Origin of the sequence: Streptomyces sp. AC602_WCS936 (assembly GCF_019049125.1) — a bacterium.
GTDB lineage: Bacteria > Actinomycetota > Actinomycetes > Streptomycetales > Streptomycetaceae > Streptomyces.
On the sequence record NZ_JAGMUF010000090.1, the window covers coordinates 798,594 to 823,420 of the forward strand.

The window sequence follows — 24,827 nt, forward strand, 5'->3', positions numbered from 1 at the left end:
ACGCATGTGACCGGGGTCCCTCGTACGGGTGGACCTGGGACCGGGGAGGCGCGGTGCGCCTCCCCGGTTCGTTCTGCGGGGTGTGAGCGAGAAGAACCGAGAGGGAAAGCGCACCGCCCGCCAGAAGCTTGCGGCCGAGCGCGAGAAGCAGAAGTCCAGGGACAAGCGCCGCCGCGCGCTGATCGTCGGCGCGAGCGTCGTGGGCGTCCTGGGGCTGGCGGCCGTGGTCGGCGTGATCGCCGCCAACACGGGCAAGGACGACAGCGAGGCGTCCGGCCCGGTCGTGGCGCCCTCGGGCGCGCAGGGCAAGGACAGTCTCGCCATCCCGGTCGGCAAGGACAGCGCCAAGTCGACGCTCGTCATCTGGGAGGACTTCCGCTGCCCGGCCTGCAAGGCCTTCGAGCTGGCGTACCGCGACACGATCCACGAGCTCACCGACGCCGGACAGCTCAAGGTCGAGTACCACCTGGCGACCATCATCGACGGCAACATGGGCGGCACCGGCTCCCGCAAGGCCGCCAACGCCGCGGCCTGCGCCCAGGACGCCGGGAAGTTCCCGGCCTACCACGACGTGCTGTTCACCAACCAGCCCGCCGAGACCGACGACGCCTACGCCGACGAGGACAAGCTGATCGACCTGGCGGGCAAGGTCGACGGCCTCGACACCACCCTCTTCAAGGAGTGCGTGAAGAACGGCACGCACAACAGCTGGGTGGAGAAGTCCAACGAGGCCTTCCGCACCGGCGGCTTCAGCGGCACGCCCACCGTCCTCCTGGACGGCAAGAACATCTACCAGGACCGCTCCATGACCCCCGCCAAGCTCAAGCAACTGGTGGAGGAAGCCAACAAGTGAGGGACGGTGTTACGGACCCGTAGCCGGGCTGCCCGCCGCGGGTACCGCCCGACACGGTAGCGTCGACCCTGCCATGGAACTTGCCTTCATTCCCAGCCCGTCGAGCGGGGTGCTGTACCTCGGCCCCGTTCCGCTGCGCGGCTACGCGTTCTGCATCATCATCGGTGTCTTCGTCGCCGTCTGGCTCGGCAACAAGCGCTGGATCGCCCGCGGCGGCCGGGCCGGCACGGTGGCCGACATCGCTGTCTGGGCCGTTCCCTTCGGTCTGATCGGCGGCCGGCTCTACCACGTGATCACGGACTACCAGCTGTACTTCAGCGAGGGCCGTGACTGGGTCGACGCCTTCAAGATCTGGGAGGGCGGACTCGGCATCTGGGGCGCGATCGCCTTCGGTGCGCTGGGCGCCTGGATCGGCGCCCGGCGCCGGGGCATCCCGATGCCCGCCTACGCCGACGCCGTCGCCCCCGGCATCGCCCTCGCGCAGGCCCTCGGCCGCTGGGGCAACTGGTTCAACCAGGAGCTCTACGGCAAGGCCACCGACCTGCCCTGGGCCGTGGAGATCACCTCCTCGGCCGACGGGCGGGTGCCCGGCACGTACCACCCGACGTTCCTGTACGAGTCCCTGTGGTGCATCGGCGTCGCCGTGCTCGTCATCTGGGCCGACCGCCGCTTCAAGCTCGGTCACGGACGGGCGTTCGCCCTGTACGTCGCGGCCTACTGCGCGGGCCGCTTCTGGATCGAGTACATGCGCGTCGACGACGCCCACCACATCCTGGGCCTCCGGCTGAACAACTGGACCGCGCTGTTCGTCTTCCTGCTCGCCGTGGTGTACATCGTGCTCTCGGCGCGGATGCGGCCGGGCCGGGAGGCCGTGGTCGAGCCCGGCGCGGAACCGACCGGCGGCGACGCCGCGGAGGCGGACGCGGACACCGACTCGGAGGACTCCCAGCACCCCGAGGGCGGCGAATCGGCGGGCGCCAAGGACGCCAAGGACTCCGGAGACACCAAGGACGCCGGGGACACCGAAGACGCCGGGGACACCGAGGCCGCCGCCAAGGACGTGAAGGACGGGGCCGACTCCGCCAAGAAGGGCTGACCGCGGCGCGTACGCCGTCGAAGGGCCCGGAATCTTCCGGGCCCTTCGACGTGTGTCACGACAGTGCGGGCCGCCGCGCCAGTGACAGCGTGCGCTGGGCCGTCGCCACCACCGCCGCGTCCACGAACCGCCCGTCCGGCAGCGCCAGCGCCCCCGGCTGCGCGGTGGCCGCCTTCACGATCGTCTCCGCCTCCTCCAGCTCCCGCTCGGTCGGCAGGTACGCCCGTTCGATGATCGGCAGCTGGCGGGGGTGGATCGCCGCGCGGCCGAGGAAGCCCAGGGCCCGGCCGTGCGCGCAGGACGCCGCCAGGCCCTCCAGGTCCCGGGTGTCCGGATGCACCGTCTGCGACGGCGGCGCCAGCCCCGCCGCCCGCGCGGCCACGACCACCCGCGCACGCGACCAGTCCAGCCCCGCGTCCCCGCGTACCCCCAGGTCGGCGCGGAGATCGGCCTCCCCGAGCGCGATGCCGCGCAGCGACGGGTGGGCGGCGGCGATCCGGTACGCCCGCTCCACGCCCAGGGCCGTTTCCAGCAGCGCGTACAGGGGCGGCCCGCCGGTGGCCGCCGCGACGCCGGTGACCTGCTCCGGGGAGGTCACCTTGGGCAGCCGCAGCCCGGACAGTCCCGGCAGCGCGGCCAGCGCCGCCAGGTCGGCCGCGGCCAGGGGACCGTCCAGGGCGTTGACGCGGACGTGGACCGGCACCGGCTGCGGCTCGGCGAGCAGTTCGGCGGTGGCCTTGCGGGCGTAGTCCTTGCGGTCGGGGGCGACCGCGTCCTCCAGGTCGATCACCACCACGTCGGCACCCGCGGCCAGCGCCTTGGCGACCACCGGAGGCCGGTCCCCGGGGGCGTACAGCCAGGTCAGCGGGGGTGCGCTCATACGACGCCCTCCTCGCGCAGCTCTTTCACGTCCGCCGGGGCGAGGCCCAGCCCGGTCAGCACCTCCTCGGTGTCCGCACCGTGCGGGCGGCCCGCCCAGCGGATCGCGCCCGGGGTGGCGGAGAGCCGGAAGAGGACGTTCTGCATGCGCAGCGGACCCAGCTCCGGATCGTCGACCGTGGTGACGGTGTCCAGGGCCTGGTACTGCGGGTCGGCCATCACGTCCCGCACGTCCTGCACCGGGGCGACGGCCGCCTCGGCCTTCTCGAAGGCGGCGAGCACGTCGGCGCGGCTGTGCCGGGCGATCCAGTCACCGACCGCCGCGTCGAGCACGTCGGCGTGCCGGGCCCGGTCGGTGCCCGACCCGAACCAGGGCTCGTCGATCAGCTCGGGCCGCCCCACCAGCCGCATTACGCGCTCGGCGACCGACTGGGCCGAGGTGGAGACGGCGACCCAGGTGCCGTCGGCGGTCCGGTAGGTGTTGCGCGGGGCGTTGTTCTGGGAGCGGTTGCCGGTGCGGGGCTGGACGTGGCCGAGCTGGTCGTACCAGGTGGGCTGCGGGCCGAGCACGGTCAGGATCGGCTCGATGATCGCCATGTCGACCACCTGGCCCTCGCCGGTCCGGTCCCGGGCGGCCAGCGCCGTCATCACGGCGTACGCGGTCGCCAGGGCGGCGATGGAGTCGGCGAGGCCGAACGGGGGCAGCGTCGGGGGCGCGTCGGGCTCGCCGGTCATCGCGGCGAAACCGCTCATCGCCTCGGCGAGGGTGCCGAAGCCCGGTCGGCGCGCGTACGGGCCGAACTGGCCGAAGCCGGTGACGCGGGTGAGGACCAGGCGCGGATTGACGGCGGACAGCTCGTCCCAGCCCAGGTCCCACTTCTCCAGGGTGCCGGGGCGGAAGTTCTCGATGACGACGTCCGCGGTCGCGGCGAGGCGGAGCAGGGTGGTGCGGCCGGCGGGCTTGGACAGGTCGAGGGTGATGGTGCGCTTGTTGCGGCCCAGTACCTTCCACCACAGGCCGACGCCGTCCTTGGACGGGCCGTGGCCCCGGGACGGGTCGGGGCGGCCGGGATGCTCCACCTTGATCACCTCGGCGCCGAAGTCACCGAGCATGGTGGCGGCCAGCGGGCCCGCGAAGAGCGTGGCGAGGTCGAGGACGCGCAGGCCGCTCAGCGGTGTGGTGGCGGGGGAGGCGGGGGCGGCGGTCACGAGGGGCTCGGGCATGGGCGGGTGGCCTCCCGGTGGGTGAGGTGGGCGAGGGTGTCGAAGCCGATGCCGTCGAAGTCGCCGACCGAGGTGGCCAGGCGGTTCTTCAGCGGGGCCGTCCAGTGCTCGGGCAGCGCGGCGGGCGAACCGGCGAGGAGCCCGGCGACGCTGCCGGCGGTGGCGCCGTTGGAGTCGGTGTCCCAGCCGCCCGACACCGCGCGGGAGACCGAGCCGGTGAAGTCGCCGTCCGCGTGGGTGAGGGCGGCGGCGATCAGCGCGGTGTTGGGGATGGCGTGCACCCAGTGGTGGGCGGGGGAGTGGCGGGCGTGCAGGACGTCCACGACCGTGTCGAAGTCGGAGCGGGTGCCGGCGAGGTGGACGGCGTGGCGGACGGCTTCGGCGAGGCGGGAGCCGGGCGGTACGACCGCGAGGCCGGCGCGCAGGCAGGCGTGGACGTCGTGCGCGCCGGTCGCGGCGGTGGCGAGGACGGCCGCCGCGAACATCGCCGCGTAGACGCCGTTGGCCGTGTGGGTGAGGGTGGCGTCCCGGTGGGCCTGCTCGGCGGCGGCGGCCGGGTCGCCGGCGTTGGTCCAGCCGTGCACGTCGGCGCGGATCAGGGCGCCGATCCACTCGCGGAACGGGTTGCGGTGGCGGGCGGTGTGCGGGGGTTCGAGGCCGGTCAGGAGATTGCGGTGCGCGACGCGTTCGGCGGTGAAGGTGCGGCCGGCGGGCAGTTCGTCGAGCCAGACGCGGGCCACGTCGGCGGTGGTGAAGGCCCGGCCGTGGCGTCGCAGGAGCCGCAGGTTGAGGAGGGGGTAGTTGAGGTCGTCGTCCTCGGGCATCCCGTCGATGTTCTCGGCCAGCGACGTGGGCGCCGAGCGGCGGTTCCAGGGGTGGGCGGCGAGGAGGCCGGCCGGGACGCCCCGGGCGGTGAAGTAGCCGGTCGGGGGCCAGTTGCCGGCGGCCCGGCCGAGGAGGCGGATGCCGGTCAGGGGGAGCTTCTCGACGGGTTTGCCCAGGAGGCAGCCGACGGCCCGGCCGAGCCAGGCGGCTTCCAGGCGGGCCGGGGACACGGGCACGGGGCCGGGGGACGGCCAGTCGGGGCACAGTGCCCTGATCTGGCCGAGGTCCGTCGGCTCGGTCTCCGCCAAGGGGCTGGGCAGGTCGGCGAGTTCATCCAGGAGGTCCTCCGCCAGGAGACGGAGGTAGCGGGAGGCCGGGCGGGTGGAGGCGCCCGCCCGGGTGGGGGCCTCGCTGCCGCCCGCCGCCCGCCAGCGGGCCGCGACCGCCGAGGGGTTGCGGCCGTCCAGCCGAGCCTGGCGCAGCTCGTGTCCGATCAGGTCCTCGGGCTGGACCCAGGTCAGCCGGAGCATCCCGCGCCTCCGATCGCGGCGAACGCCTCCTCGTGGGCGCGGCGCCGCCGCAGGTCTCGCTCGAAGACCTCACGGACGACCCCGGCGAGCGTCGCCGCAGGTTCCCACAGATCCAGACGGCTCGCCTCCGCCACCGTCTTCGCCCAATCCTCCGGCACCGGTGAGCCCAGCGCCCCGGCCAGCGCGCCCGCCATCGTGGCGATGGAGTCGCAGTCGCGGCCGTAGTTCACCGAGCCGAGGACCGCGTGCCGCCAGTCGCCGCCGGAGACGAGCAGCATGCCGAGGGCGACGGGCAGTTCCTCGATCGCGTGCAGCCGGGAGGGGCGGCGGGCGCCGAGCGAGGGCGCACGGTAGTCGGGGCCGACCGTGTCGTACGGGGCGACCGCCTCCCGCAACGGCACCAGCGCCGACTCGTAGTCCGAGTACCGCGCGGCCACTTCGCAGACCGCCTCGATCGCCGCCCGCGTGCCGTCCTTCGCCAGCGACAGGCAGGCGGCCACCACCGAGTCCGGCGTCGCGCCGGGCGCGCAGGCCGCGGCCACCGCCGCCGCGAGGACACCGGCCGCCTCACGGCCGTACGACGACTGGTGCGCGCCCGCGACGTCCAGCGCCTCGGCGTAGGCGGCGGCCGGGTTCGCGGCGTTGACCAGGCCGACCGGGGCCATGTACATCGCGGCACCGCAGTTGACGATGTTGCCGGTGCCCGCCTCGCGCGGGTCGACGTGGCCGTAGTGGAGACGGGCCACCAGCCACTTCTCCGCCAGGAAGATCCGCTGGAGGGGAAGCGCCTCGGCCTCCAGCTCCGGAATCCAGCGCGGGTTCGTCATCAGGTCCGGGACCAGGTGCTCGGCGACGGCGTGGGCGTCGAGGTGGTCGCGGACCGTGCCGTAGACCCGGACCAGCGCGTGGGTCATCAAGGTGTCGTCGGTGACGTGTCCGTCGCCCTTGTGGTACGGGGCGATGGGGCGGGCGGTGCGCCAGTCGTCGCCGTTCCAGGGGCCGACGACGCCGTGCACGCGGCCGCCGTGGCGTTCGAGGATCTGGGCGGGGGAGTAGCCCTCGACGGGGCCGCCGAGCGCGTCGCCGACGGCGGCGCCGACGAGGGCGCCGGTGACGCGTTCGTCCAAGGACGCGGTGGGGGTGCCGGGAGTCCTCATGTTGTCCCTCATGTCCGGTGCGGTCCTTTCCGGTCGGGACCGGTGCGTGCGTGCAGGAGTCCGGCGAGCTCGACCAGGTCGGTGCCGGTGAGCCGGGGCAGTACGCAGCCGGGGAGGGTGCGGCAGGTCTCGCGCCAGGAGGCGGGGATCGCCGCGCCGCCGCCCAGCGCGCCGGTGAGGGCGCCGGCCAGCGCCGGGGCGGAGTCCGCGACCCGGGAGAGGCAGGCCGCCGCCGGTACCGCCTCCGCGATGCGGCCTTCGGCGGCGACGGTCAGGGCGAGGGCGACCGGGACGGTTTCGGCGGCGGCGATGCCGTAGCTGTAGACGTGGTCGACGATCTGGTGCTCCAGCAGCGGGACCAGCGCGAAGGTGCTCTCCGCGTCCGCCGCGAGGGCCAGTGCCTGGCGGGCGTTGCGGCCGATCTCCGTCTGCGGGGGCAGCTCGGCGAGCGCGGCCGTCACGCAGGCGTGTACGTCGCCGCCGCCGAGGGCGCGGGCCAGTGCCGCCGCCATGGCGCGGGCGCCGTGCACCCCGTCGCCGTCCTGGGTGTAGCGGGCGTCGAACTCGGCCAGGTCGGCGGCGGGCCGCGGGTCGCCGGGGTGGGCGACGGCGAGGACGCAGGCGCGGACGCAGGCGGCGTCGTCGAAGTAGTGCGGGTTGTCGTGGCCGGTGGCGGGCGGGCGCAGGCCGGTGGCGAGGTTGCCGAGCCCGGCCCTCACCGAGATGCGGGCCCGCAGCGGCAGCACCGCCGACTCCGGCTCCGGGGCGCGTTCCGTCGCCGCGGCCACCTCGCTGGCGGCGGCGCTCCAGGTCAGGTCGATCGCGGCCCGCATCCGCCGTTCCCGGCTCAGGTCCCCGAGCGCGCCGTCGTCCCCGGCCCGCAGCACCGCCTCCGCCGCGAACGCCGCCCACTCCGCGTCGTCGGAGGGGCCGAGGCGCAGCGGCTCCGGGGGCTGGTTCAGGGCGATGGGCACGGGGAGAGTGGTGGTGGCGTTCTGCTCGGCGAAGGTGTCCAGCTCGCGGGTGAGGCGGCGGGTCCACTCGGGCATCCGCGCGGCCCGGTGCCGGGCGGCGGGCCACCCGGCGGCGTCTCCGGCGGCGAGGCCGATGAGGAGGCCCTCGATGCGGTCGCCGGCGGCGCGCTCGGGTCGCACGGTGGCGCGGGTCGCCGGGGCCGCCTCGGACACCGGCCGGTGCCCGCTCCCGGCGGGCGGGGACGCCTCCGTCGCGTCGGCCGGGGCGACGTACGCGATGGTGACCGGTTCTTCCCCGCCGGGCCGCCCCCTGCTCACGGCGCCGCCTCCGCCGCGACCCGCTCACCCGGGCGCGCACCGAGGGCCGTGCCCGGCGCCGGGGACCGGTCGGGTGTGCCGGTGAGTACGGCGGTGGTCTGACCGGTGGCGGGTGTGGCGTTCCGGCCGCACGCGAGGGCTCCCGCATCCCGCACGCCGTTGCCGCCCGTGCTTGGGGAGTCGCCCGACGGCAGGTCTCCGTCGGTGGGTACGGCGTCGTGCCCGGCGGCGGGTGGTTCGTGCGGTGCGGCGTCCACGCCCGTGGCGGGGGTGTCCTGCGCGGTGCCTGTGTCGGTGGGGAGGGTGTCGGCCTGTGCGGTGTCTGTGTCGCTGGTGGGGGTGCTGGTCGGTGTGGCGTTGGTGTCGGGTGTGGGGGTGTCGGTCCATGTGGCGTTCGCGTCCGCTGTGAGCGTCTCGGCCTGTACGGCGCCCGCGTCCGCCGTGAGCGTCTCGGTCCGTACGGCGCCCGCGTCCGCGCCCGGCGGGGCGGTCCGCGCGGACGCGTCACCCGGGGCTCCGGCCCGCACGGGGTGCACGCAGGCGGCGATGCCCGGCGAGTCGCGCTGCGCGGGACTGTCGCCCTGGGGCGTGGCGCGCCCGGTGTATCCGTACTTGCCCGGTACGTCGTTGGACTCGTTGTCGACTGCCGTGAGCGCCCCGGCCTGCACGGGGTGTACGCGGATGGCGATGCCCGGCGGGTCGTGCGGTGCGGGACTGTCCCCCGGCAGCGCGGCGCGCACGGCCTGCCGGGACCCGCCCGGTACGCCGTCGTCGCCCCCCGCGAGTGCCCCGGCGACCTCCCCGGGAGGCGCCCCCCGTGCCTCGGCCGCCGCCCGCGTCAGCAGGTCCGCCACCTCCAGCACATGGTGTCCCGCCATCGCCGGCAGGCAGCTGCCGCGGGCCGGGCCGATCGCCGACGCCCACTCGGCCGGGATCGCGGCGGCGCCCCGGGTCGCGCCGGCCAGGGCGCCCGCCACCGCCGCCGTGGTGTCGGCGTCGCGCCCCATGTTGACGGCCGTCAGCACCGCGTCCGTGAAGTCGCCGTCGGCCGCCGCGTACGCGCCGAAGGCGAGGGCGACCGCCTCGGGGGCCAGGTCGGTCCAGGGGTAGCCGCCGATGACCACCGCGGAGCGGACGGCGCGTTCGCCGAGGTGGGCCGCCGTCATCGCCCGGCGCAGGCAGCGGGCCGTCCAGGAGTCCTCCGGGACGACGGCAAGCGCGGAGGCCACCACCGCGTCGGTCGGCGCCCCCGCCATCGCCGCCGCGACCCCCGCCGCCACCGCCTGGCCGCCGTAGATGCCCTCGCCGTCGTGGCTGACCGAGCCGTCGATCGCCGCCAGCCGGGCGGCCTCGGCGGGACGGCCCGCCGCGAACACGCCGTGCGGCGCGGCCCGCATGGCGAGCCCGTCGCTCCACGCGTGGCGGTGCTGCGCGGAGATGGGCGCGGCCAGCCCGCGGCGCAGGTTCTCCAGGGTGCCGCGCTCGCTGAAGCCCGCGCCTCGGAACGGCCCCTCCTCCCGGTCCGCGATCCACTCGTGCCAGGCCGTCTCCACATGGGCCGGGGTGAGCGCGGCGCCGTACCGGGCCAGCAGCAGGCCGGAGAAGATCGCGTACTCGGTGTCGTCGGTGCCGGCCGGCTCGCGGGCCACGAAGCCCGTGATGCGGCCCCAGCGGGCCCGGATCTCGGAGGGCTTCATGTTCTCGGCCGGCGCTCCGAGGGCGTCCCCGACGGCCAGGCCCAGCAGTGCGCCCCGGGCCCGCTCACGGAGTCCGACGGCGTCCCCGGGCGCGGGGGCCGGGGGAATGCAGGCGGTGGATGCCATGCGGCCTCTCCTCTCCCTTTGCGGATGTGTCCCCGGCGCGGCGCGCGTCGCAGCCTCGCGGACCCCAGCGTCACCCGGACGACATGTGTGCAGGCATGATCACGGATGAGCGGGAAAGGGTAAAACCGCAGGTAAGCCCAGCCTTTCCTTGCTGGCGAGGCGGAACTGAACGGCGTAGATTGGGTGTTGTTAAAAAGTAGACCCAGTCCAAACTGGTTAGTCCGAACCGACCTTCCGGGGGGCCCGCATGGCCATCATCGAGACCGAGGCGCCGCTGCACGAGGCGCACCGCGACAACCACACCCACCGCGACGTGAACGGCGGCTGGCTGCGCCCCGCCGTCTTCGGCGCCATGGACGGCCTGGTCTCCAACCTCGCCCTGATGACCGGTGTCGCCGGCGGTACGGCGAGTCAGCAGACCGTGGTGATCAGCGGGCTCGCGGGTCTCGCCGCCGGCGCCTTCTCCATGGCCGCCGGCGAGTACACCTCCGTCGCCTCGCAGCGCGAGCTCGTCGAGGCCGAGCTGGACGTCGAGCGCCGCGAGCTGCGCAAGCACCCGGCGGACGAGGAGGCCGAGCTCGCCGCGCTCTACGAGGCGCGGGGCGTGGACGCCGGCCTCGCCCGCGAGGTCGCCCGGCAGCTCTCCCGGGACCCCGAGCAGGCGCTGGAGATACATGCCCGCGAGGAGCTGGGCATCGACCCCTCCGACCTGCCGTCCCCGCTGGTCGCGGCCGTGTCCTCGTTCGGATCCTTCGCGCTCGGCGCGCTGCTTCCCGTGCTGCCGTTCCTGCTCGGCGCCAGTGCGCTGTGGCCCGCCGTACTGCTCGCGCTGGCCGGTCTGTTCCTGTGCGGCGCGGTGGTCGCCAAGGTGACGGCGCGCAGCTGGTGGTACAGCGGTCTGCGGCAGCTCGCCCTCGGTGGCGCCGCGGCCGGTGTGACGTACGCCCTGGGCAGCCTGTTCGGAACGGCCGTAGGATAGCCCGGCTCGAACTTATGCGGCGGACCGCATAAGTAGTCGCAGAAGTTGCTACTCGCTGGTTTCGAGCGCGTGATCCCCGGGCATGAGCCGAAAGCGCTGTGAGCAACGAGGCCCACCGCGCACCCGCGGAATGGGCGACGAAGCTCCCTCCGCGTCCTCGGGCCGACGGACATCGATCTGTCCGCCTCGGTCCCCAAAGCCTCCACCGCCGGGCACGGAACCCCCTCCGTAACCCCCGGTGTCCGCATGGTGGAACGGATTATCCCGCTTCCCGAGAACCGCCCCATCATGTAACCTGCACCAAATTTTGATCTCACGCAGAGGGCCAACGTCGTCCCTCGGCACTTTGCACATGCCAGATGACGACGACGGGAGAGCCGATGCGTACGCCGCGCCAGCCGTCCCAGCACTCCGCGAATGGCCAGAACTGGTCCTTCATGGATGCTCGCCCTGCTGCGCAGGGTATGTACGACCCCCGCAACGAGCACGACGCCTGCGGCGTCGGATTCGTCGCCACCCTCACCGGCGAGGCATCGCACAACCTGGTCGACCAGGCGCTCACCGTGCTGCGCAACCTCGAGCACCGCGGCGCCACCGGCTCCGAGCCCGACTCGGGGGACGGCGCCGGCATCCTCTCCCAGGTGCCCGACGCCTTCTTCCGCGAGGTGGCCGGATTCGAGCTGCCCGAGGCCGGGGCGTACGCCGTCGGCATCGCCTTCCTGCCGGTCGACGGCACCGAGGACGCCGTCTCGCGGATCGAGACGATCGCCGGCGAGGAGGGCCTCACCGTCCTCGGCTGGCGCGAGGTCCCGGTCGCCCCGCAGCTGCTCGGCGCCACCGCCCGCTCCACCATGCCGGTCTTCCGCCAGATCTTCGTGTCCGACGGCGCCTCCGAGGGCATCGCCCTCGACCGCCGCGCCTTCGCGCTGCGCAAGCGCGCCGAGCGCGAGGCCGGCGTCTACTTCCCGTCGCTGTCCGCGCGGACCATCGTCTACAAGGGCATGCTGACCACCGGCCAGCTGGAGCCCTTCTTCCCGGACCTGTCCGACCGCCGCTTCGCCTCCGCGATCGCGCTCGTGCACTCCCGGTTCTCCACCAACACCTTCCCGAGCTGGCCGCTGGCCCACCCGTACCGGTTCGTCGCGCACAACGGCGAGATCAACACGGTCAAGGGCAACCGCAACTGGATGCGCGCCCGCGAGTCCCAGCTGGTCTCGGACGTCTTCGGCTCCTCCGCCGACCTGGACCGGCTCTTCCCGGTCTGCACGCCGGACGCCTCCGACTCCGCCTCCTTCGACGAGGTGCTGGAGCTGCTCCACCTCGGCGGGCGCTCGCTGCCGCACTCCGTGCTGATGATGATCCCGGAGGCGTGGGAGAACCACGGCTCCATGGACCCGGCCCGGCGCGCCTTCTACCAGTTCCACTCCACGATGATGGAGCCCTGGGACGGCCCCGCCTGCGTCACCTTCACCGACGGCACCCAGGTCGGCGCCGTCCTCGACCGCAACGGCCTGCGCCCCGGCCGCTACTGGGTCACCGACGACGGCCTCGTCGTCCTCGGCTCCGAGGTCGGCGTCCTCGACATCGACCCCGCGAAGGTCGTCCGCAAGGGCCGCCTCCAGCCCGGCCGCATGTTCCTCGTGGACACCGCCGAGCACCGCATCATCGAGGACGACGAGATCAAGGCCCAGCTCGCCGCCGAGCAGCCCTACGCCGAGTGGATGGAAGCCGGCGAGATCGAGCTGTCCGACCTGCCCGAGCGCGAGCACATCGTGCACACCCACGCCTCGGTCACCCGCCGCCAGCAGACCTTCGGGTACACCGAGGAGGAGCTGCGCGTCATCCTCGCGCCGATGGCCAAGGCCGGCGCCGAACCGATCGGCTCCATGGGCACCGACTCGCCGATCGCCGCGCTCTCCGACCGCCCCCGGCTGCTCTTCGACTACTTCACCCAGCTCTTCGCGCAGGTCACCAACCCGCCGCTGGACGCCATCCGCGAGGAACTGGTCACCTCCCTGCGCTCCTCGCTGGGCCCGCAGGGCAACCTGCTCGACCCGACGGCCGCCTCCTGCCGCAGCGTCCTGCTGCCCTTCCCGGTCATCGACAACGACGAGCTGGCCAAGCTCATCCACATCAACGCCGACGGCGACATGCCCGGCTTCAAGGCCGCGACCCTCTCCGGCCTCTACCGGGTGCACGGCGGCGGCGACGCGCTCGCCGCCCGCATAGAGGAGATCTGCGCCGAGACCGACGCCGCCATCGAGAACGGCGCCCGGCTCATCGTCCTCTCCGACCGCCACTCGGACGCCGAGCACGCCCCGATCCCGTCGCTGCTGCTCACCGCCGCCGTCCACCACCACCTCATCCGCACCAAGCAGCGCACCGAGGTGGGCCTGCTGGTCGAGGCCGGTGACGTCCGCGAGGTCCACCACGTCGCCCTGCTCATCGGTTACGGCGCCGCCGCGGTCAACCCGTACCTGGCCATGGAGTCCGTCGAGGACCTGGTCCGCGCGGGCACCTTCCTGAAGACCGACGACGGCGAGCCGGATCAGGCCATCCGGAACCTGATCTACGCGCTCGGCAAGGGCGTCCTCAAGGTCATGTCCAAGATGGGCATCTCCACCGTCGCCTCCTACCGCGGCGCCCAGGTCTTCGAGGCCGTCGGCCTGGACGAGGGCTTCGTCGAGAAGTACTTCAACGGCACCGCCACCAAGATCGGCGGCGTCGGCATCGACGTCGTCGCCCAGGAGGTCGCCGCCCGCCACGCCAAGGCGTACCCGGCCAGCGGCATCGCGCCCGCCCACCGCGCCCTGGACATCGGCGGCGAGTACCAGTGGCGCCGCGAGGGCGAGCCGCACCTGTTCGACCCGGAGACGGTCTTCCGCCTCCAGCACTCCACGCGCTCCGGCAAGTACGACACCTTCAAGAAGTACACCGAGCGGGTGAACGAGCAGTCCGAGCGGCTGATGACGCTGCGCGGCCTGTTCGGCTTCAAGAGCGACCGGCAGCCGATCTCCGTCGACGAGGTCGAGCCCGTCTCCGAGATCGTCAAGCGCTTCTCCACCGGCGCCATGTCGTACGGCTCCATCTCCCAGGAGGCGCACGAGACGCTCGCCATCGCCATGAACCAGCTGGGCGGCAAGTCCAACACCGGTGAGGGCGGCGAGGACCCGGAGCGCCTGTACGACCCGGCGCGCCGGTCCAGCATCAAGCAGGTCGCCTCCGGCCGCTTCGGTGTGACCTCGGAGTACCTGGTCAACGCCGACGACATCCAGATCAAGATGGCCCAGGGCGCCAAGCCCGGCGAGGGCGGCCAGCTGCCCGGCCACAAGGTCTACCCGTGGGTCGCCAAGACGCGTCACTCCACGCCCGGCGTCGGCCTGATCTCCCCGCCGCCGCACCACGACATCTACTCCATCGAGGACCTGGCCCAGCTGATCCACGACCTGAAGAACGCGAACCCGCAGGCGCGGATTCACGTCAAGCTGGTCTCCGAGGTCGGCGTCGGCACGGTCGCGGCGGGCGTCTCCAAGGCGCACGCGGACGTCGTCCTGATCTCCGGCCACGACGGCGGCACCGGCGCCTCCCCGCTCACCTCGCTCAAGCACGCGGGCGGCCCCTGGGAGCTGGGCCTCGCCGAGACCCAGCAGACCCTGCTGCTCAACGGTCTGCGCGACCGGATCGTCGTCCAGACCGACGGCCAGCTCAAGACCGGCCGCGACGTCGTCATCGCCGCGCTGCTCGGCGCCGAGGAGTTCGGTTTCGCGACCGCGCCGCTCGTCGTCTCCGGCTGCGTCATGATGCGCGTCTGCCACCTCGACACCTGCCCGGTCGGCATCGCCACCCAGAACCCGGTGCTGCGCGACCGGTTCTCCGGCAAGGCCGAGTACGTGGTGAACTTCTTCCAGTTCATCGCCGAGGAGGTCCGCGAGATCCTCGCCGAGCTGGGCTACCGCTCCATCGAGGAGGCCGTCGGCCACGCCGAGACCCTCGACGTCACCCGCGCCGTCGACCACTGGAAGGCGCAGGGCCTGGATCTGGAGCCGCTGTTCCACGTGCCCGAGCTGCCCGAGGGCGCCGTGCGCCACCAGGCGATCGTCCAGGACCACGGCCTGGAGAAGGCCCTCGACAACCAGCTGATCAAGCTCGCCTCGGACGCGCTCGGTGCCACGGACGCCACCGACGCCGCACCCGTGCGCGCCCAGGTCGCCATCCGCAACATCAACCGCACGGTCGGCACCATGCTCGGCCACGAGGTGACCAAGAAGTTCGGCGGCGCGGGCCTGCCCGACGACACCGTCGACATCACCTTCACCGGTTCCGCCGGCCAGTCCTTCGGCGCCTTCGTCCCGCGCGGCATCACGCTGCGCCTGGAGGGCGACGCCAACGACTACGTCGGCAAGGGCCTCTCCGGCGGCCGGATCGTCGTCCGCCCGGACCGGGGCGCCGACCACCTCGCCGAGTACTCCACCATCGCCGGCAACACCATCGGCTACGGCGCCACCGGCGGCGAGATGTTCCTGCGCGGCAAGGTCGGCGAGCGCTTCTGCGTCCGCAACTCCGGCGCGACGGTCGTCTCCGAGGGCGTCGGCGACCACGGCTGCGAGTACATGACCGGCGGCCACGCGGTCGTCCTCGGCGAGACCGGGCGCAACTTCGCGGCCGGCATGTCCGGCGGCATCGCCTACGTCATCGACCTGGACCGCGACAACGTCAACGCCGGCAACGTGGGCGCCGTAGAGGCGCTGGACGACGCCGACCGCGACTGGCTGCACGACGTCGTGCGCCGGCACCAGGAGGAGACGGGCTCCACCGTCGCCGAGAAGCTGCTCGCCGAGTGGCCCGCCGCCGTGGAGCGCTTCAGCAAGATCATCCCCAGCACGTACAAGGCAGTGCTCGCCGCCAAGGACGCCGCCGAGCGAGCCGGTCTCTCCGAGACCGAGATCACCGAGAAGATGATGGAGGCGGCGACCAATGGCTGATCCCAAGGGCTTTCTGAACCACGGGCGCGAGGTCGCCCGGACCCGCCCCGTCGGCGAGCGCGTCAAGGACTGGAACGAGGTCTACGTCCCCGGCTCCCTGCTGCCGATCATCAGTAAGCAGGCCAGCCGCTGCATGGACTGCGGCATCCCGTTCTGCCACAACGGCTGCCCGCTCGGGAACCTGATCCCCGAGTGGAACGACTACGCCTACCGCGAGGACTGGCAGGCCGCGCAGGAGCGCCTGCACGCCACCAACAACTTCCCGGAGTTCACCGGCCGCCTGTGCCCGGCGCCGTGCGAGTCGGCGTGCGTGCTCGGCATCAACCAGCCGCCGGTCACCATCAAGAACGTCGAGGTCTCCATCATCGACAAGGCGTGGGAGACCGGGGACGTCGCCCCGCAGATCCCCGAGCGCCTGTCCGGCAAGACCGTCGCCGTCATCGGCTCGGGCCCGGCGGGCCTGGCCGCCGCCCAGCAGCTCACCCGGGCCGGCCACACCGTCGCCGTCTACGAGCGCGCGGACCGCGTCGGCGGCCTCCTCCGGTACGGCATCCCCGAGTTCAAGATGGAGAAGCGGCACATCAACCGCCGCATCGAGCAGATGCGCGCCGAGGGCACCCGCTTCCGCACCGGCGTCGAGATCGGCCGCGACCTCAAGGCGACCGACCTGAAGAAGCGCTACGACGCCGTGGTCATCGCCGCCGGCGCCACCACCGCCCGCGACCTGCCGGTCCCCGGCCGCGAGCTCAAGGGCATCTACCAGGCGATGGAGTACCTGCCCCTGGCCAACAAGGTCCAGGAGGGCGACTACGTGGCGCCCCCGATCACGGCCGAGGGCAAGCACGTCGTCGTCATCGGCGGCGGCGACACCGGCGCCGACTGCGTGGGCACCGCCCACCGCCAGGGCGCGGCCTCCGTCACCCAGCTGGAGATCATGCCCCGGCCGGGCGAGGAGCGGGACGCGGTGCGCCAGCCCTGGCCGACCTTCCCGATGCTCTACAAGGTCACCAGCGCCCACGAGGAGGGCGGCGAGCGGGTCTACGCCGTCTCCACGACCCACTTCGAGGGCGACGAGGACGGCAACGTCCAGTGGCTGCACATGAGCGAGGTCGAGTTCGTCGAGGGCAAGCTCACCCCGAAGCCGGGCACCGAGCGCAAGATCCCGGCCCAGCTCGTCACCCTCGCCATGGGCTTCACCGGCACCGACCGGGACAACGGCCTGGTCGACCAGTTCGGCCTGGAGCTCGACGAACGGGGTAACATCGCCCGGGACGCCGACTTCCAGACCAACGTGCCGGGTGTGTTCGTCGCCGGTGACGCCGGCCGCGGCCAGTCGCTCATCGTCTGGGCGATCGCCGAGGGCCGCTCCGCCGCCCGCGGCGCCGACAGCTTCCTGACCGGGGCCAGCGAACTGCCGGCCCCGATCCGCCCGACCGACCGCGCCCTCGCGGTCTGACGGACGGAACAACCGAAGAACGTCCCGTACAAAGGCGTACGGAACACTGATGGCGCCTGCCCTGTCCCCGACCGGACAAAGGGGCAGGCGCCGTCGCATGCGCCCGCCGACGGCCACGGCAGCCGGTACGTGTCCCCGTACATCTCCCAGACCAGCGGCACGTCCAGGTCCCTCCTCACCGGGTCGGCGAGCCCCGGCGGCAGGTGGGCAGAGGACACCGGAGGCGACACCGGGGCGTCGGCCGAGTCCGTCGGCCTCATAGGGAAATGCCGGAGCCCGTCAGTTCCGCCACCCTGCTCACCGCCGCCACCGCCAGCAGCGCCAGCAGCGCGGCACACGCCCCGGCCTGCACCGCCACCCGGCGCCCGCCCCGGGGCCCGTAGGCGAACGCCGTCGCCACCGCGCCGCCCGCCAGCAGACCGCCCACGTGGCCCTGCCAGGAGGTGAACCCGGCGGAGACCACCAGCCACAGCAGCAGGAGCACCATGAAACGGTTGACCGCCGTCATGTCCGCGCCCAGCCGGCGGTGCAGAACGTAGTACGCGGCCCCCACGCCGAAAACCGCGCCCGACGCCCCGACCGAGGACTGCCCGGGATCGGCCAGGACCAGCTGAAGGACGGAACCGCCCAGCGCCGCCAGCAGGTACAGGACCACGAAGCGGAGCCGGCCGAGCATCAGCTCCACCACCCGCCCCAGCTGCCACAGCGCCACCATGTTCAGGGTGATGTGCACAATCCCGAACGCGCCCTCGAACGGCGACACGTGGAGGAAGGAACTGGTGAGCATCCTCTCCCACTCGCCACCGGCCACACCTTCCGTCCGGAGCGTCCCGAAGACGAAGTACGCCCCGTCGGCGGGCAGGTAACCGCCCTCCGGCCCGACGAGCCGCGTACCGACCATCGAGAACCGGTCCACGATCTCCGGCCGCACCACCTCCGCCAGATACACGAGCACGTTCAGCGCGAACAGCACGTACGTCACCACGGGCGTCGCCGAGACCCGGCCGCCCGCGATGGTCCGGGCCCGCCGGACCGACCGCGCCCCCTCCTTCACGCACTCGGGACACTGGTGACCGACGGGCGCCTCCCGCATGCAGTCCGGGCAGATGAACCGCTCACAACGGGTACAGCGGACATGACACTGAACCGCCGGGTGGCGATAGCAGGTCGTGACGGTGGACTCGGAATCCACGGTCGGCTCCTCGGGGCGGGACGGACGATGAGCCGGTGGGGACGGCGGCGAACAAAATAGCGAATGCCTGTGGACAAGCTGAGAGGCGGGGTGCGCCGTGCCGTAACCTCGGCAGCCGGACGCCAAGAGCCAGGAACAACGGGGGAATCAGCATGGCCGCGATCAGTCTCACCAAGGTGCGGGAGACGGCGCCCGCGCTGGTCGACCTGTACAAGAGCGCCGGAGCGTCCCTGACCAAGCACGGTCTCGACGGCACCCGGGCCGCCGTCTACCTCGTCGTCGACTACTCCGGCTCCATGAAGCCCTACTACAAGGACGGCAGCGTCCAGGCCCTCGCCGACCGCGTGCTCGGACTGTCCGCGCACCTCGACGACGACGGCACCGTACCCGTGGTGTTCTTCTCCACCGACGTCGACGCCGTCACCGAGATCGCCCTCGCCGACCACCACGGACGGATCGAGCGGATCGTGGCCGGCCTCGGACACATGGGCAAGACCAGCTACCACCTGGCCATGGACGCCGTCATCGACCACTACCTCGACAGCGGCGCCTGCCACCCCGCCCTGGTCGTCTTCCAGACCGACGGCGGCCCCATCAACCGGCTCGCCGCCGAACGGTACCTGTGCAAGGCGGCACCGCTCCCGCTGTTCTGGCAGTTCGTCGGCTTCGGCGACCCGGGCAGCCGCCAGTTCGAGTACCTGCGCAAACTCGACGAACTGGCGGTGCCGGCCAAGCGGGTCGTCGACAACGCCGGATTCTTCCACGCCGGCCGCGACCCCCAGAAGCTCACCGACGCCGAGCTGTACGACCACCTGGTGGGCGAGTTCCCCAAGTGGCTGGTGGCCGCACGGGCGCAGGGCATCGTGCGGTCCTAGCGGCGCCGCCGTAGCACCTCGCACGGATGGCACCCCACCGAACACCAGATCACGTATCGCACTCCAGTACCGTCCGGCACAAACCGCACCGCGCCCGCACCCGCCCCCGCACCGGCACCCTGATCCGCTGGTGGCAGGTCGGACACGGGAACGACACCCGCAGCGCGCCGCCCTCCTGCGCGGTGAACGCGTAAGGGCCGTCGTCCTCCGCCGGCACCTCGGCCCCGTGCGGGTCCTGCGCGTGCCGCCGGTCACGCGCGTACCGGCGGCGGCCCGCCCACCCGGCCGCCGTCAGCGGCGGCTGCCGCTCGTCCCGGCGTGCCCGCGCCATGCCCTTGCCGTACGCCGTGTACGCCTGCGCACTGGTGAACCACACCGACGGATCCTCGCCGAACAGCAGCGCCCGCTTGGCCAGCACGTACCCGAACTCCTCCGGCGTCAGATACCCCAGCTTCTGCGACGACGCCCCGTCCTCCCGGTACGCGTCCAACAGCAGCCACCCGGCACCCAGGTACGTCGTCGCCGTGTCCGTGAGGATCTCGTTGTCCCGCGTCCCGGCAAAGGACAGGTCGAGACGGTGCAGGTACACGTGCATCACCTCGTGCGCCAGCGCCGCCCCGATGTCCCGCCGATGGGTGCGGAAACGGTCGTTCAGCTCGATGAAGTACTCCGGACCCGCCGTCAGCTCGACATGCGCCGCATGCGTCATCTCCCGGAAGGAGACGATCACCCGGGCGTCCGGAAGCCGGTAGTGCCGCACCAGCTCGTGAGCCACCCGCTGCGTACCCAGATACAGGTCGTCGGTGTCGCAGAACGCCACGTCCGCCGGCGGCACGCTCGCCGAGAACGTCCGGACCGTGTCGTACGACAGCCGCCGGTACAGCGCGGTGACGGCAGCCCGCACCGTCTCCAGATGCGGGAAACCGTGCTCGACCGGTCCGCCGTTCGCCACGCCCGACCCCCAAGACGCCTCAACCCTCCTCACCACTGTACGAGGAGGACACCACCCCGCACGTGGGCGGCGGCGAAGAGGACGCCGCCCGGCGCGGCCGCATCGAGGGCGTCCCCCCGCGGACACCAGGACGTCCACTTCCACAAGCGCCTCGCACAGAACACCACCGGAAAGGTTCTCGGCGCCTGAGACGGTCTGCGACGGCCCGGCGTCCGCCCGTAGGGTGAGCCCCCATGACCACCAGCAACACCGGTACCGGTGCCGTCGACCCCGCCGTCCGCGAGGAGCTGGCCCGGCTGCGGGACAGCATCGACAACATCGACGCGGCCGTCGTCCACATGCTCGCCGAGCGCTTCAAGTGCACCCAGCAGGTCGGCCACCTCAAAGCCCACCACCAGCTGCCGCCCGCCGACCCGGCCCGCGAGGCCAAGCAGATCGCCCGCCTGCGCACCCTCGCCGAGAGCGCCAAACTGGACCCGGCGTTCGCCGAGAAGTTCCTCAACTTCATCATCGCCGAGGTCATCCACCACCACGAGCGCATCGCCGAACACAACGGCAACGCCTCCGCCTGACCACCCGGCCCGGCGCCCCCGCCCCCGGGGGCGCACGCCGGGGAGCGCGGCACCCCCGAAACGGACCGGACATACCCCGCGTACCGAACCGCCCCTGTGCCCTGCCCACACCATCAGGCAGCATGGCGTCCATGTCCGTACTCACGCGCGACGAAGCGCAGACCCGTGCCAGCCTCCTCGACGTCCACCACTACACGATCGACCTCGATCTGACCCGTGGGGACGAGACCTTCGACTCCCGCACCGTCATCCGCTTCACCGTGCGCGACGAGACCGCCACCACGGACACCTTCGTCGAGGTCAAGCCCGCCGAGCTGCGCACCGTCACCCTGGACGGACACCCCCTCGACCCCGCCGCCCTCGACGAGAACCGGCTCGCCCTGAAGGACCTCACCCCCGGCGAGCACGAACTGCGCGTCGACGCCGCCATGCGCTACTCCCGCACCGGCGAGGGCATGCACCGCTTCACCGACCCCGCCGACGGCGAGACCTACGTCTACACCCAGCTCTTCCTCGACGACGTCCAGCGCGTCTTCGCCGCCTTCGACCAGCCCGACCTCAAGGCAGCCTTCGACCTCACCGTCACCGCCCCCCAAGGCTGGACCGTCCTCGCCAACGGCATCACCGAACACACCGGCGACGGCCACTGGAAGGCCGCCACCACCCCCCGCATCTCCACCTACCTCGTCGCCGTCGCCGCCGGCCCCTGGCACTCGGTGCGCACCGAACACCGCGGCCTGCCCTTCGGCATCCACTGCCGCCGCTCCCTCGCCCCCCACCTCGACACCGACGCCGACGAACTCCTCGACATCACCCGCGGCTGCTACGACCGCTACCACGAGAAGTTCACCGAGCCCTACCCCTTCGACTCCTACGACCAGGCGTTCGTCCCCGAATTCAACGCCGGCGCCATGGAGAACCCAGGCCTCGTCACCTTCCGCGACGAATTCGTCTTCCGCTCCGCCGTCACCGACACCCAGCGCCAGACCCGCGCCATGGTCATCGCCCACGAAATGGCCCACATGTGGTTCGGCGACCTCGTCACCCTCAAGTGGTGGGACGACATCTGGCTCAACGAGTCCTTCGCCGAATACATGGGCTACCAGACCACCGCCGAAGCCACCCGCTTCACCCACACCTGGACCGACTTCGGCGTCACCCGCAAACCCTGGGGCTACGACGCAGACCAGCGCCCCTCCACCCACCCCGTCGCCCCCGAGAACGTCCCCGACACCGCCTCCGCCCTCCTCAACTTCGACGGCATCTCCTACGCCAAGGGCGCCTCAGCCCTGCGCCAGCTCGTCACCTGGCTCGGCGAGAAGGACTTCCTCGCCGGCATCAACACCCACATCGAACGGCACAAGTTCGCCAACGCCACCCTCGCCGACTTCATCGACTCCCTCGCCGCCGCCACCGACCGCGACGTCCACGCCTGGGCCGACGCCTGGCTGCGCACCACCGGCGTCGACACCCTCACCCCCCGCATCACCGGCGACAACGGCGACCGCGCCCTCACCGTCGACCACACCGGCAGCCGCCCCCACCGCATCGCCGTCGGCCTCTACGACCGCGACCTCACCGACGAAGGCCGCCTCACCCTGCGCCGCCGCCTCGACGCCGACATCCCGCAGAACGAGCCCCTGCCCATCGGTAAACGCCCCGCCCTCACCGTCCTCAACGACGGCGACCTCACCTACGCCAAGATCCGCTTCGACACCGACTCCTTCCACACCCTGCGCACCGGACTCTCCGGCCTCCCCGACCCCCTCACCCGCGCCGTCGTCTGGAACGCCCTGCGCGACGCCGTACGCGACGGCGAACTCGCCCCCACCGACTACCTCGCCATCGCCCGCACCCACCTCCCCCACGAAACCGACCTCGCCCTCGTCGACGGCGTCCTCACCTTCGCCGGCGCCCACGTCACCGACCGCTACCTCACCCCCGAACAGCGGCCCGCCGCCCTCACCACCCTCACCGACCTGTGCCGCGACCTCATCCGCCGCACCGAGGACGGCGACCACCCCGGCCTGCGCCTCATCGCCGTACGCCACCGCATCGCCACCGCCGCCCACCCCGACACCATCGCCGCCTGGCTCGCCGACGGCACTGTCCCCGGCGGCCCCGAACTCGACCCCGAACTGCGCTGGCGCATCCTCACCCGCCTCGCCGTCCTCGGCGCCACCGACGACACCGCCATCACCGCCGAACTCGCCACCGACCCCAGCGCCACCGGCCAGGAAGGCGCCGCCCGCTGCCGCGCCGCCCTCCCCGACCCCGAAGCCAAACAGCGCGCCTGGGAAGCCATGTTCGCCGACGACGACCTCTCCAACTACCTGTTCACCGCCACCGCCCAAGGCTTCTGGCAACCCGAACAGGCCGACCTCGTACACGACTACGTCCCCCGCTACTACACCCAAGCAGTCGCCGTCGCCGCCCGCCGCGGCCCCGCCATCGCCGACGCCGCCGGCCGCTGGGCCTTCCCCGCCCACGCCATCGACCCCGACACCCTCCGCCTCGGCCGGGAATGCCTCGACGACGCCGACCCCATCCCCGCCCTGCGCCGGAAACTCACCGACCAGCTCGACGACCTCGCCCGCGCACTGCGCGTACGGGAAGCGGCCGCACACTGACGACCGACACGGCCGGTTCCCCACCCCGCGACACGGGAACCGGCCCCGCGGATACCCCTTTCGGGTAGTGATCGTTGAGCTGTCCGGGCGCATGGACGCCACCGCGTCCAAGCTGTAACCCCCAGTCCCCGCGCCCGGAGGACAGCCCATGGGCCAGCCGCCCCTCGCCTCGGGCCCGCACGGCCCCGACACCCTGCGGCCCCTGCTCGACACCGTGCTCGACGCCCTGCGCACCGGCACCGCCGCACGCGGCGGCCCCCTGCCCGCCGGCGGCCCCGACACCGTAACCGCCCGGATCACGGACGCGGCCGGTCACATCCTCCCCGACCACGGCGACCCCGACGCGCTGCACACCCTCGTCACCGCACTCGCCGAAGGCGCCGCCGACCCCGCCCACCCCCACTGCGCCGCCCACCTGCACGGCCCACCCCTCGCCGTCGCCACCGCCGCCGACCTCGCCGCGAGCGCCCTCAACCCCTCCCTCGACTCCTGGGACCAGGCCCCCGCCGCCACCGCCCTCGAAGCCCTCGTCACCCGCGCCCTCGCCCACGAAACCGGCGCCACCGACGCCCTCGCCACCACCGGCGGCACCGAATCCAACCAACTAGCCGCCCTCCTCGCCCGCGAACGACACGGCGCCGGCCTACGCCTCGTCCACGGCGCCAACGCCCACCACTCCGTACCCCGCACCGCCTGGCTCCTCGGCCTCCCCGACCCCGTCTCCGTCCCCGCCCCACGCGGCACCCTCGACCCCGCCGCCCTCGACGACGCCCTCACCCGCATCCCCGGACCCCACCTCGTCATCGCCACCGCCGGCACCACCGACGCCGGCCTCATCGACCCACTCCCCGACATCGCCGCCCGCTGCACCGCCCACCACGCCCGCCTCCACATCGACGCCGCCTACGGCGGGGCACTGCTGTTCAGCGACCGGCACCGCGCGAAACTCGCCGGACTCGAAGCCGCCGACACCGTCGCCCTCGACCTCCACAAACTCGGCTGGCAACCCATCGCCGCCGGCCTCCTCACCATCAAGAACCCCGACGACCTCACCGCCCTCCACCACCACGCCGACTACCTCAACGCCGACGACGACACCGACGCGGGCCTCCCCGACCTCCTCGGCCGCTCACCACGCACCAGCCGCCGCCCCGACATCCTCAAAATCGCCGTCACCCTCAAAACCCTCGGCCGCAGCGGACTCGGCGCACTCGTCGACGACGTCTGCGCCCACGCCGAGAAGTTCGCCGCCCTCGTCGACGCCCACCCCCGTTTCGAACTGCACGCCCCGCCCACCATCAGCACCGTCCTGTTCCGGCCCGCCCACGCCACCGACACCGCCGTCGCCGCCGCACGCCGCACCCTGCTCACCACCGGCACCGCCGTCCTCGGCCGCGCCCGCACCGACGGCCGCCTCTGGCTCAAAGCCACCCTCCTCAACCCCCACACCCGGCCCGACGACCTCACCACCCTCCTCACCCTCGTCGAAGAAGCCCTGACCCCCTGACCC

Annotated in this window: 17 protein-coding genes; 9 read left to right on the forward strand and 8 right to left on the reverse strand. The window is 72.8% G+C overall.

All coding sequences use genetic code 11. The features are described 5' to 3' along the window. Positions 1-82 precede the first annotated feature (82 nt). Both KUM03_RS28985 and lgt read left to right on the forward strand, forming a co-directional pair. The gene (locus tag KUM03_RS28985) at positions 83-853 is read left to right on the forward strand and encodes a thioredoxin domain-containing protein (RefSeq protein WP_217252933.1); all 771 of its coding nucleotides are present in this window, start codon (positions 83-85) and stop codon (positions 851-853) included. A gap of 73 nt (positions 854-926) precedes the next feature. Beyond that, entirely contained in the window at positions 927-1,949 is a 1,023-nt protein-coding gene (gene lgt, locus KUM03_RS28990; RefSeq protein ID WP_217252935.1) for a prolipoprotein diacylglyceryl transferase, read from the forward strand. A gap of 55 nt (positions 1,950-2,004) precedes the next feature. Here the strand turns inward: lgt and KUM03_RS28995 are convergent, their stop codons facing one another. From KUM03_RS28995 to KUM03_RS29020, 6 genes are read right to left on the reverse strand one after another with little or no spacing between them, the layout of a single operon-like run. Next, positions 2,005-2,829 (reverse strand): CoA ester lyase, encoded by an 825-nt coding sequence (locus tag KUM03_RS28995; RefSeq protein ID WP_217252937.1) that lies wholly within the window; start codon positions 2,827-2,829, stop codon positions 2,005-2,007. Beyond that, positions 2,826-4,052 carry a CaiB/BaiF CoA-transferase family protein gene (locus tag KUM03_RS29000; RefSeq protein ID WP_217252940.1) on the reverse strand — a complete coding sequence of 409 codons (1,227 nt, stop codon included), beginning with the start codon at positions 4,050-4,052 and terminating at the stop codon, positions 2,826-2,828. Before KUM03_RS29000 ends, KUM03_RS28995 begins: the two co-directional genes overlap by 4 nt. After that, positions 4,034-5,407: an ADP-ribosylglycohydrolase family protein gene (locus tag KUM03_RS29005; RefSeq protein ID WP_217252942.1), complete on the reverse strand. Its 1,374-nt coding sequence runs from the start codon at positions 5,405-5,407 to the stop codon at positions 4,034-4,036. Before KUM03_RS29005 ends, KUM03_RS29000 begins: the two co-directional genes overlap by 19 nt. Continuing rightward, entirely contained in the window at positions 5,395-6,564 is a 1,170-nt protein-coding gene (locus KUM03_RS29010) for an ADP-ribosylglycohydrolase family protein (RefSeq protein WP_254399909.1), read from the reverse strand. Before KUM03_RS29010 ends, KUM03_RS29005 begins: the two co-directional genes overlap by 13 nt. 8 nt (positions 6,565-6,572) lie before the next feature. After that, positions 6,573-7,856: an ADP-ribosylglycohydrolase family protein gene (locus KUM03_RS29015; RefSeq protein ID WP_374225400.1), complete on the reverse strand. Its 1,284-nt coding sequence runs from the start codon at positions 7,854-7,856 to the stop codon at positions 6,573-6,575. Beyond that, positions 7,853-9,679 (reverse strand): ADP-ribosylglycohydrolase family protein, encoded by a 1,827-nt coding sequence (locus KUM03_RS29020; RefSeq protein WP_217252946.1) that lies wholly within the window; start codon positions 9,677-9,679, stop codon positions 7,853-7,855. The genes KUM03_RS29015 and KUM03_RS29020 overlap by 4 nt, the downstream gene beginning before the upstream one ends. A 247-nt stretch (positions 9,680-9,926) precedes the next feature. Between KUM03_RS29020 and KUM03_RS29025 the strand changes: the two genes are divergently transcribed. The 3 genes from KUM03_RS29025 (at position 9,927) to KUM03_RS29035 (ending at position 17,096) form a co-directional block, all read left to right on the forward strand. Further along, the gene (locus tag KUM03_RS29025; RefSeq protein ID WP_217252948.1) at positions 9,927-10,658 is read left to right on the forward strand and encodes a VIT1/CCC1 transporter family protein; all 732 of its coding nucleotides are present in this window, start codon (positions 9,927-9,929) and stop codon (positions 10,656-10,658) included. Between the two features lie 380 nt (positions 10,659-11,038). Next, the gene (gene gltB, locus KUM03_RS29030; protein ID WP_254399910.1) at positions 11,039-15,640 is read left to right on the forward strand and encodes a glutamate synthase large subunit; all 4,602 of its coding nucleotides are present in this window, start codon (positions 11,039-11,041) and stop codon (positions 15,638-15,640) included. Then, positions 15,633-17,096, forward strand: coding sequence for a glutamate synthase subunit beta (locus KUM03_RS29035; RefSeq protein WP_217252950.1), 1,464 nt, complete (start codon positions 15,633-15,635; stop codon positions 17,094-17,096). Before gltB ends, KUM03_RS29035 begins: the two co-directional genes overlap by 8 nt. Positions 17,097-17,352: 256 nt before the next feature. Here KUM03_RS29035 and KUM03_RS29040 read toward each other — a convergent pair whose 3' ends face one another. Next, complete coding sequence (locus KUM03_RS29040; RefSeq protein ID WP_217252953.1) at positions 17,353-18,288, reverse strand: rhomboid family intramembrane serine protease; 936 nt, start codon at positions 18,286-18,288, stop codon at positions 17,353-17,355. Between the two features lie 152 nt (positions 18,289-18,440). On the opposite strand from KUM03_RS29040, the gene KUM03_RS29045 reads away from it, so the two are divergent. Next, the gene (locus KUM03_RS29045; protein WP_217252955.1) at positions 18,441-19,163 is read left to right on the forward strand and encodes a VWA domain-containing protein; all 723 of its coding nucleotides are present in this window, start codon (positions 18,441-18,443) and stop codon (positions 19,161-19,163) included. A 49-nt stretch (positions 19,164-19,212) separates the two neighbouring features. On the opposite strand, the gene KUM03_RS29050 is transcribed toward KUM03_RS29045, so the two are convergent. After that, the gene (locus tag KUM03_RS29050; RefSeq protein ID WP_217252957.1) at positions 19,213-20,115 is read right to left on the reverse strand and encodes a hypothetical protein; all 903 of its coding nucleotides are present in this window, start codon (positions 20,113-20,115) and stop codon (positions 19,213-19,215) included. Positions 20,116-20,348: 233 nt separating this feature from the next. On the opposite strand from KUM03_RS29050, the gene KUM03_RS29055 reads away from it, so the two are divergent. The 3 genes from KUM03_RS29055 to KUM03_RS29065 all read left to right on the forward strand — a co-directional run bounded on the left by KUM03_RS29055 (position 20,349) and on the right by KUM03_RS29065 (position 24,824). Beyond that, the gene (locus KUM03_RS29055; RefSeq protein WP_217252960.1) at positions 20,349-20,687 is read left to right on the forward strand and encodes a chorismate mutase; all 339 of its coding nucleotides are present in this window, start codon (positions 20,349-20,351) and stop codon (positions 20,685-20,687) included. A gap of 131 nt (positions 20,688-20,818) precedes the next feature. Then, positions 20,819-23,317, forward strand: a complete 2,499-nt coding sequence (gene pepN / locus KUM03_RS29060; RefSeq protein ID WP_217252962.1) for an aminopeptidase N — start codon at positions 20,819-20,821, stop codon at positions 23,315-23,317. Positions 23,318-23,465: 148 nt separating this feature from the next. Then, complete coding sequence (locus KUM03_RS29065; RefSeq protein WP_217252964.1) at positions 23,466-24,824, forward strand: aminotransferase class V-fold PLP-dependent enzyme; 1,359 nt, start codon at positions 23,466-23,468, stop codon at positions 24,822-24,824. Positions 24,825-24,827: the final 3 nt, after the last annotated feature.

What these genes read in the sequence shown, in the direction of transcription:
- KUM03_RS29045 (WP_217252955.1), top strand. Translation starts at nt 18,441, where the DNA reads ATGGCCGCGATCAGTCTCACCAAGGTGCGGGAGACGGCGCCCGCGCTG.
- pepN (WP_217252962.1), top strand. Translation starts at nt 20,819, where the DNA reads ATGTCCGTACTCACGCGCGACGAAGCGCAGACCCGTGCCAGCCTCCTC.
- lgt (WP_217252935.1), top strand. Translation starts at nt 927, where the DNA reads ATGGAACTTGCCTTCATTCCCAGCCCGTCGAGCGGGGTGCTGTACCTC.
- KUM03_RS29065 (WP_217252964.1), top strand. Translation starts at nt 23,466, where the DNA reads ATGGGCCAGCCGCCCCTCGCCTCGGGCCCGCACGGCCCCGACACCCTG.
- gltB (WP_254399910.1), top strand. Translation starts at nt 11,039, where the DNA reads ATGCGTACGCCGCGCCAGCCGTCCCAGCACTCCGCGAATGGCCAGAAC.
- KUM03_RS29025 (WP_217252948.1), top strand. Translation starts at nt 9,927, where the DNA reads ATGGCCATCATCGAGACCGAGGCGCCGCTGCACGAGGCGCACCGCGAC.
- KUM03_RS29035 (WP_217252950.1), top strand. Translation starts at nt 15,633, where the DNA reads ATGGCTGATCCCAAGGGCTTTCTGAACCACGGGCGCGAGGTCGCCCGG.
- KUM03_RS29010 (WP_254399909.1), bottom strand. Translation starts at nt 6,564, where the DNA reads ATGAGGACTCCCGGCACCCCCACCGCGTCCTTGGACGAACGCGTCACC.
- KUM03_RS29055 (WP_217252960.1), top strand. Translation starts at nt 20,349, where the DNA reads ATGACCACCAGCAACACCGGTACCGGTGCCGTCGACCCCGCCGTCCGC.
- KUM03_RS29020 (WP_217252946.1), bottom strand. Translation starts at nt 9,679, where the DNA reads ATGGCATCCACCGCCTGCATTCCCCCGGCCCCCGCGCCCGGGGACGCC.
- KUM03_RS28995 (WP_217252937.1), bottom strand. Translation starts at nt 2,829, where the DNA reads ATGAGCGCACCCCCGCTGACCTGGCTGTACGCCCCCGGGGACCGGCCT.
- KUM03_RS29000 (WP_217252940.1), bottom strand. Translation starts at nt 4,052, where the DNA reads ATGCCCGAGCCCCTCGTGACCGCCGCCCCCGCCTCCCCCGCCACCACA.
- KUM03_RS29005 (WP_217252942.1), bottom strand. Translation starts at nt 5,407, where the DNA reads ATGCTCCGGCTGACCTGGGTCCAGCCCGAGGACCTGATCGGACACGAG.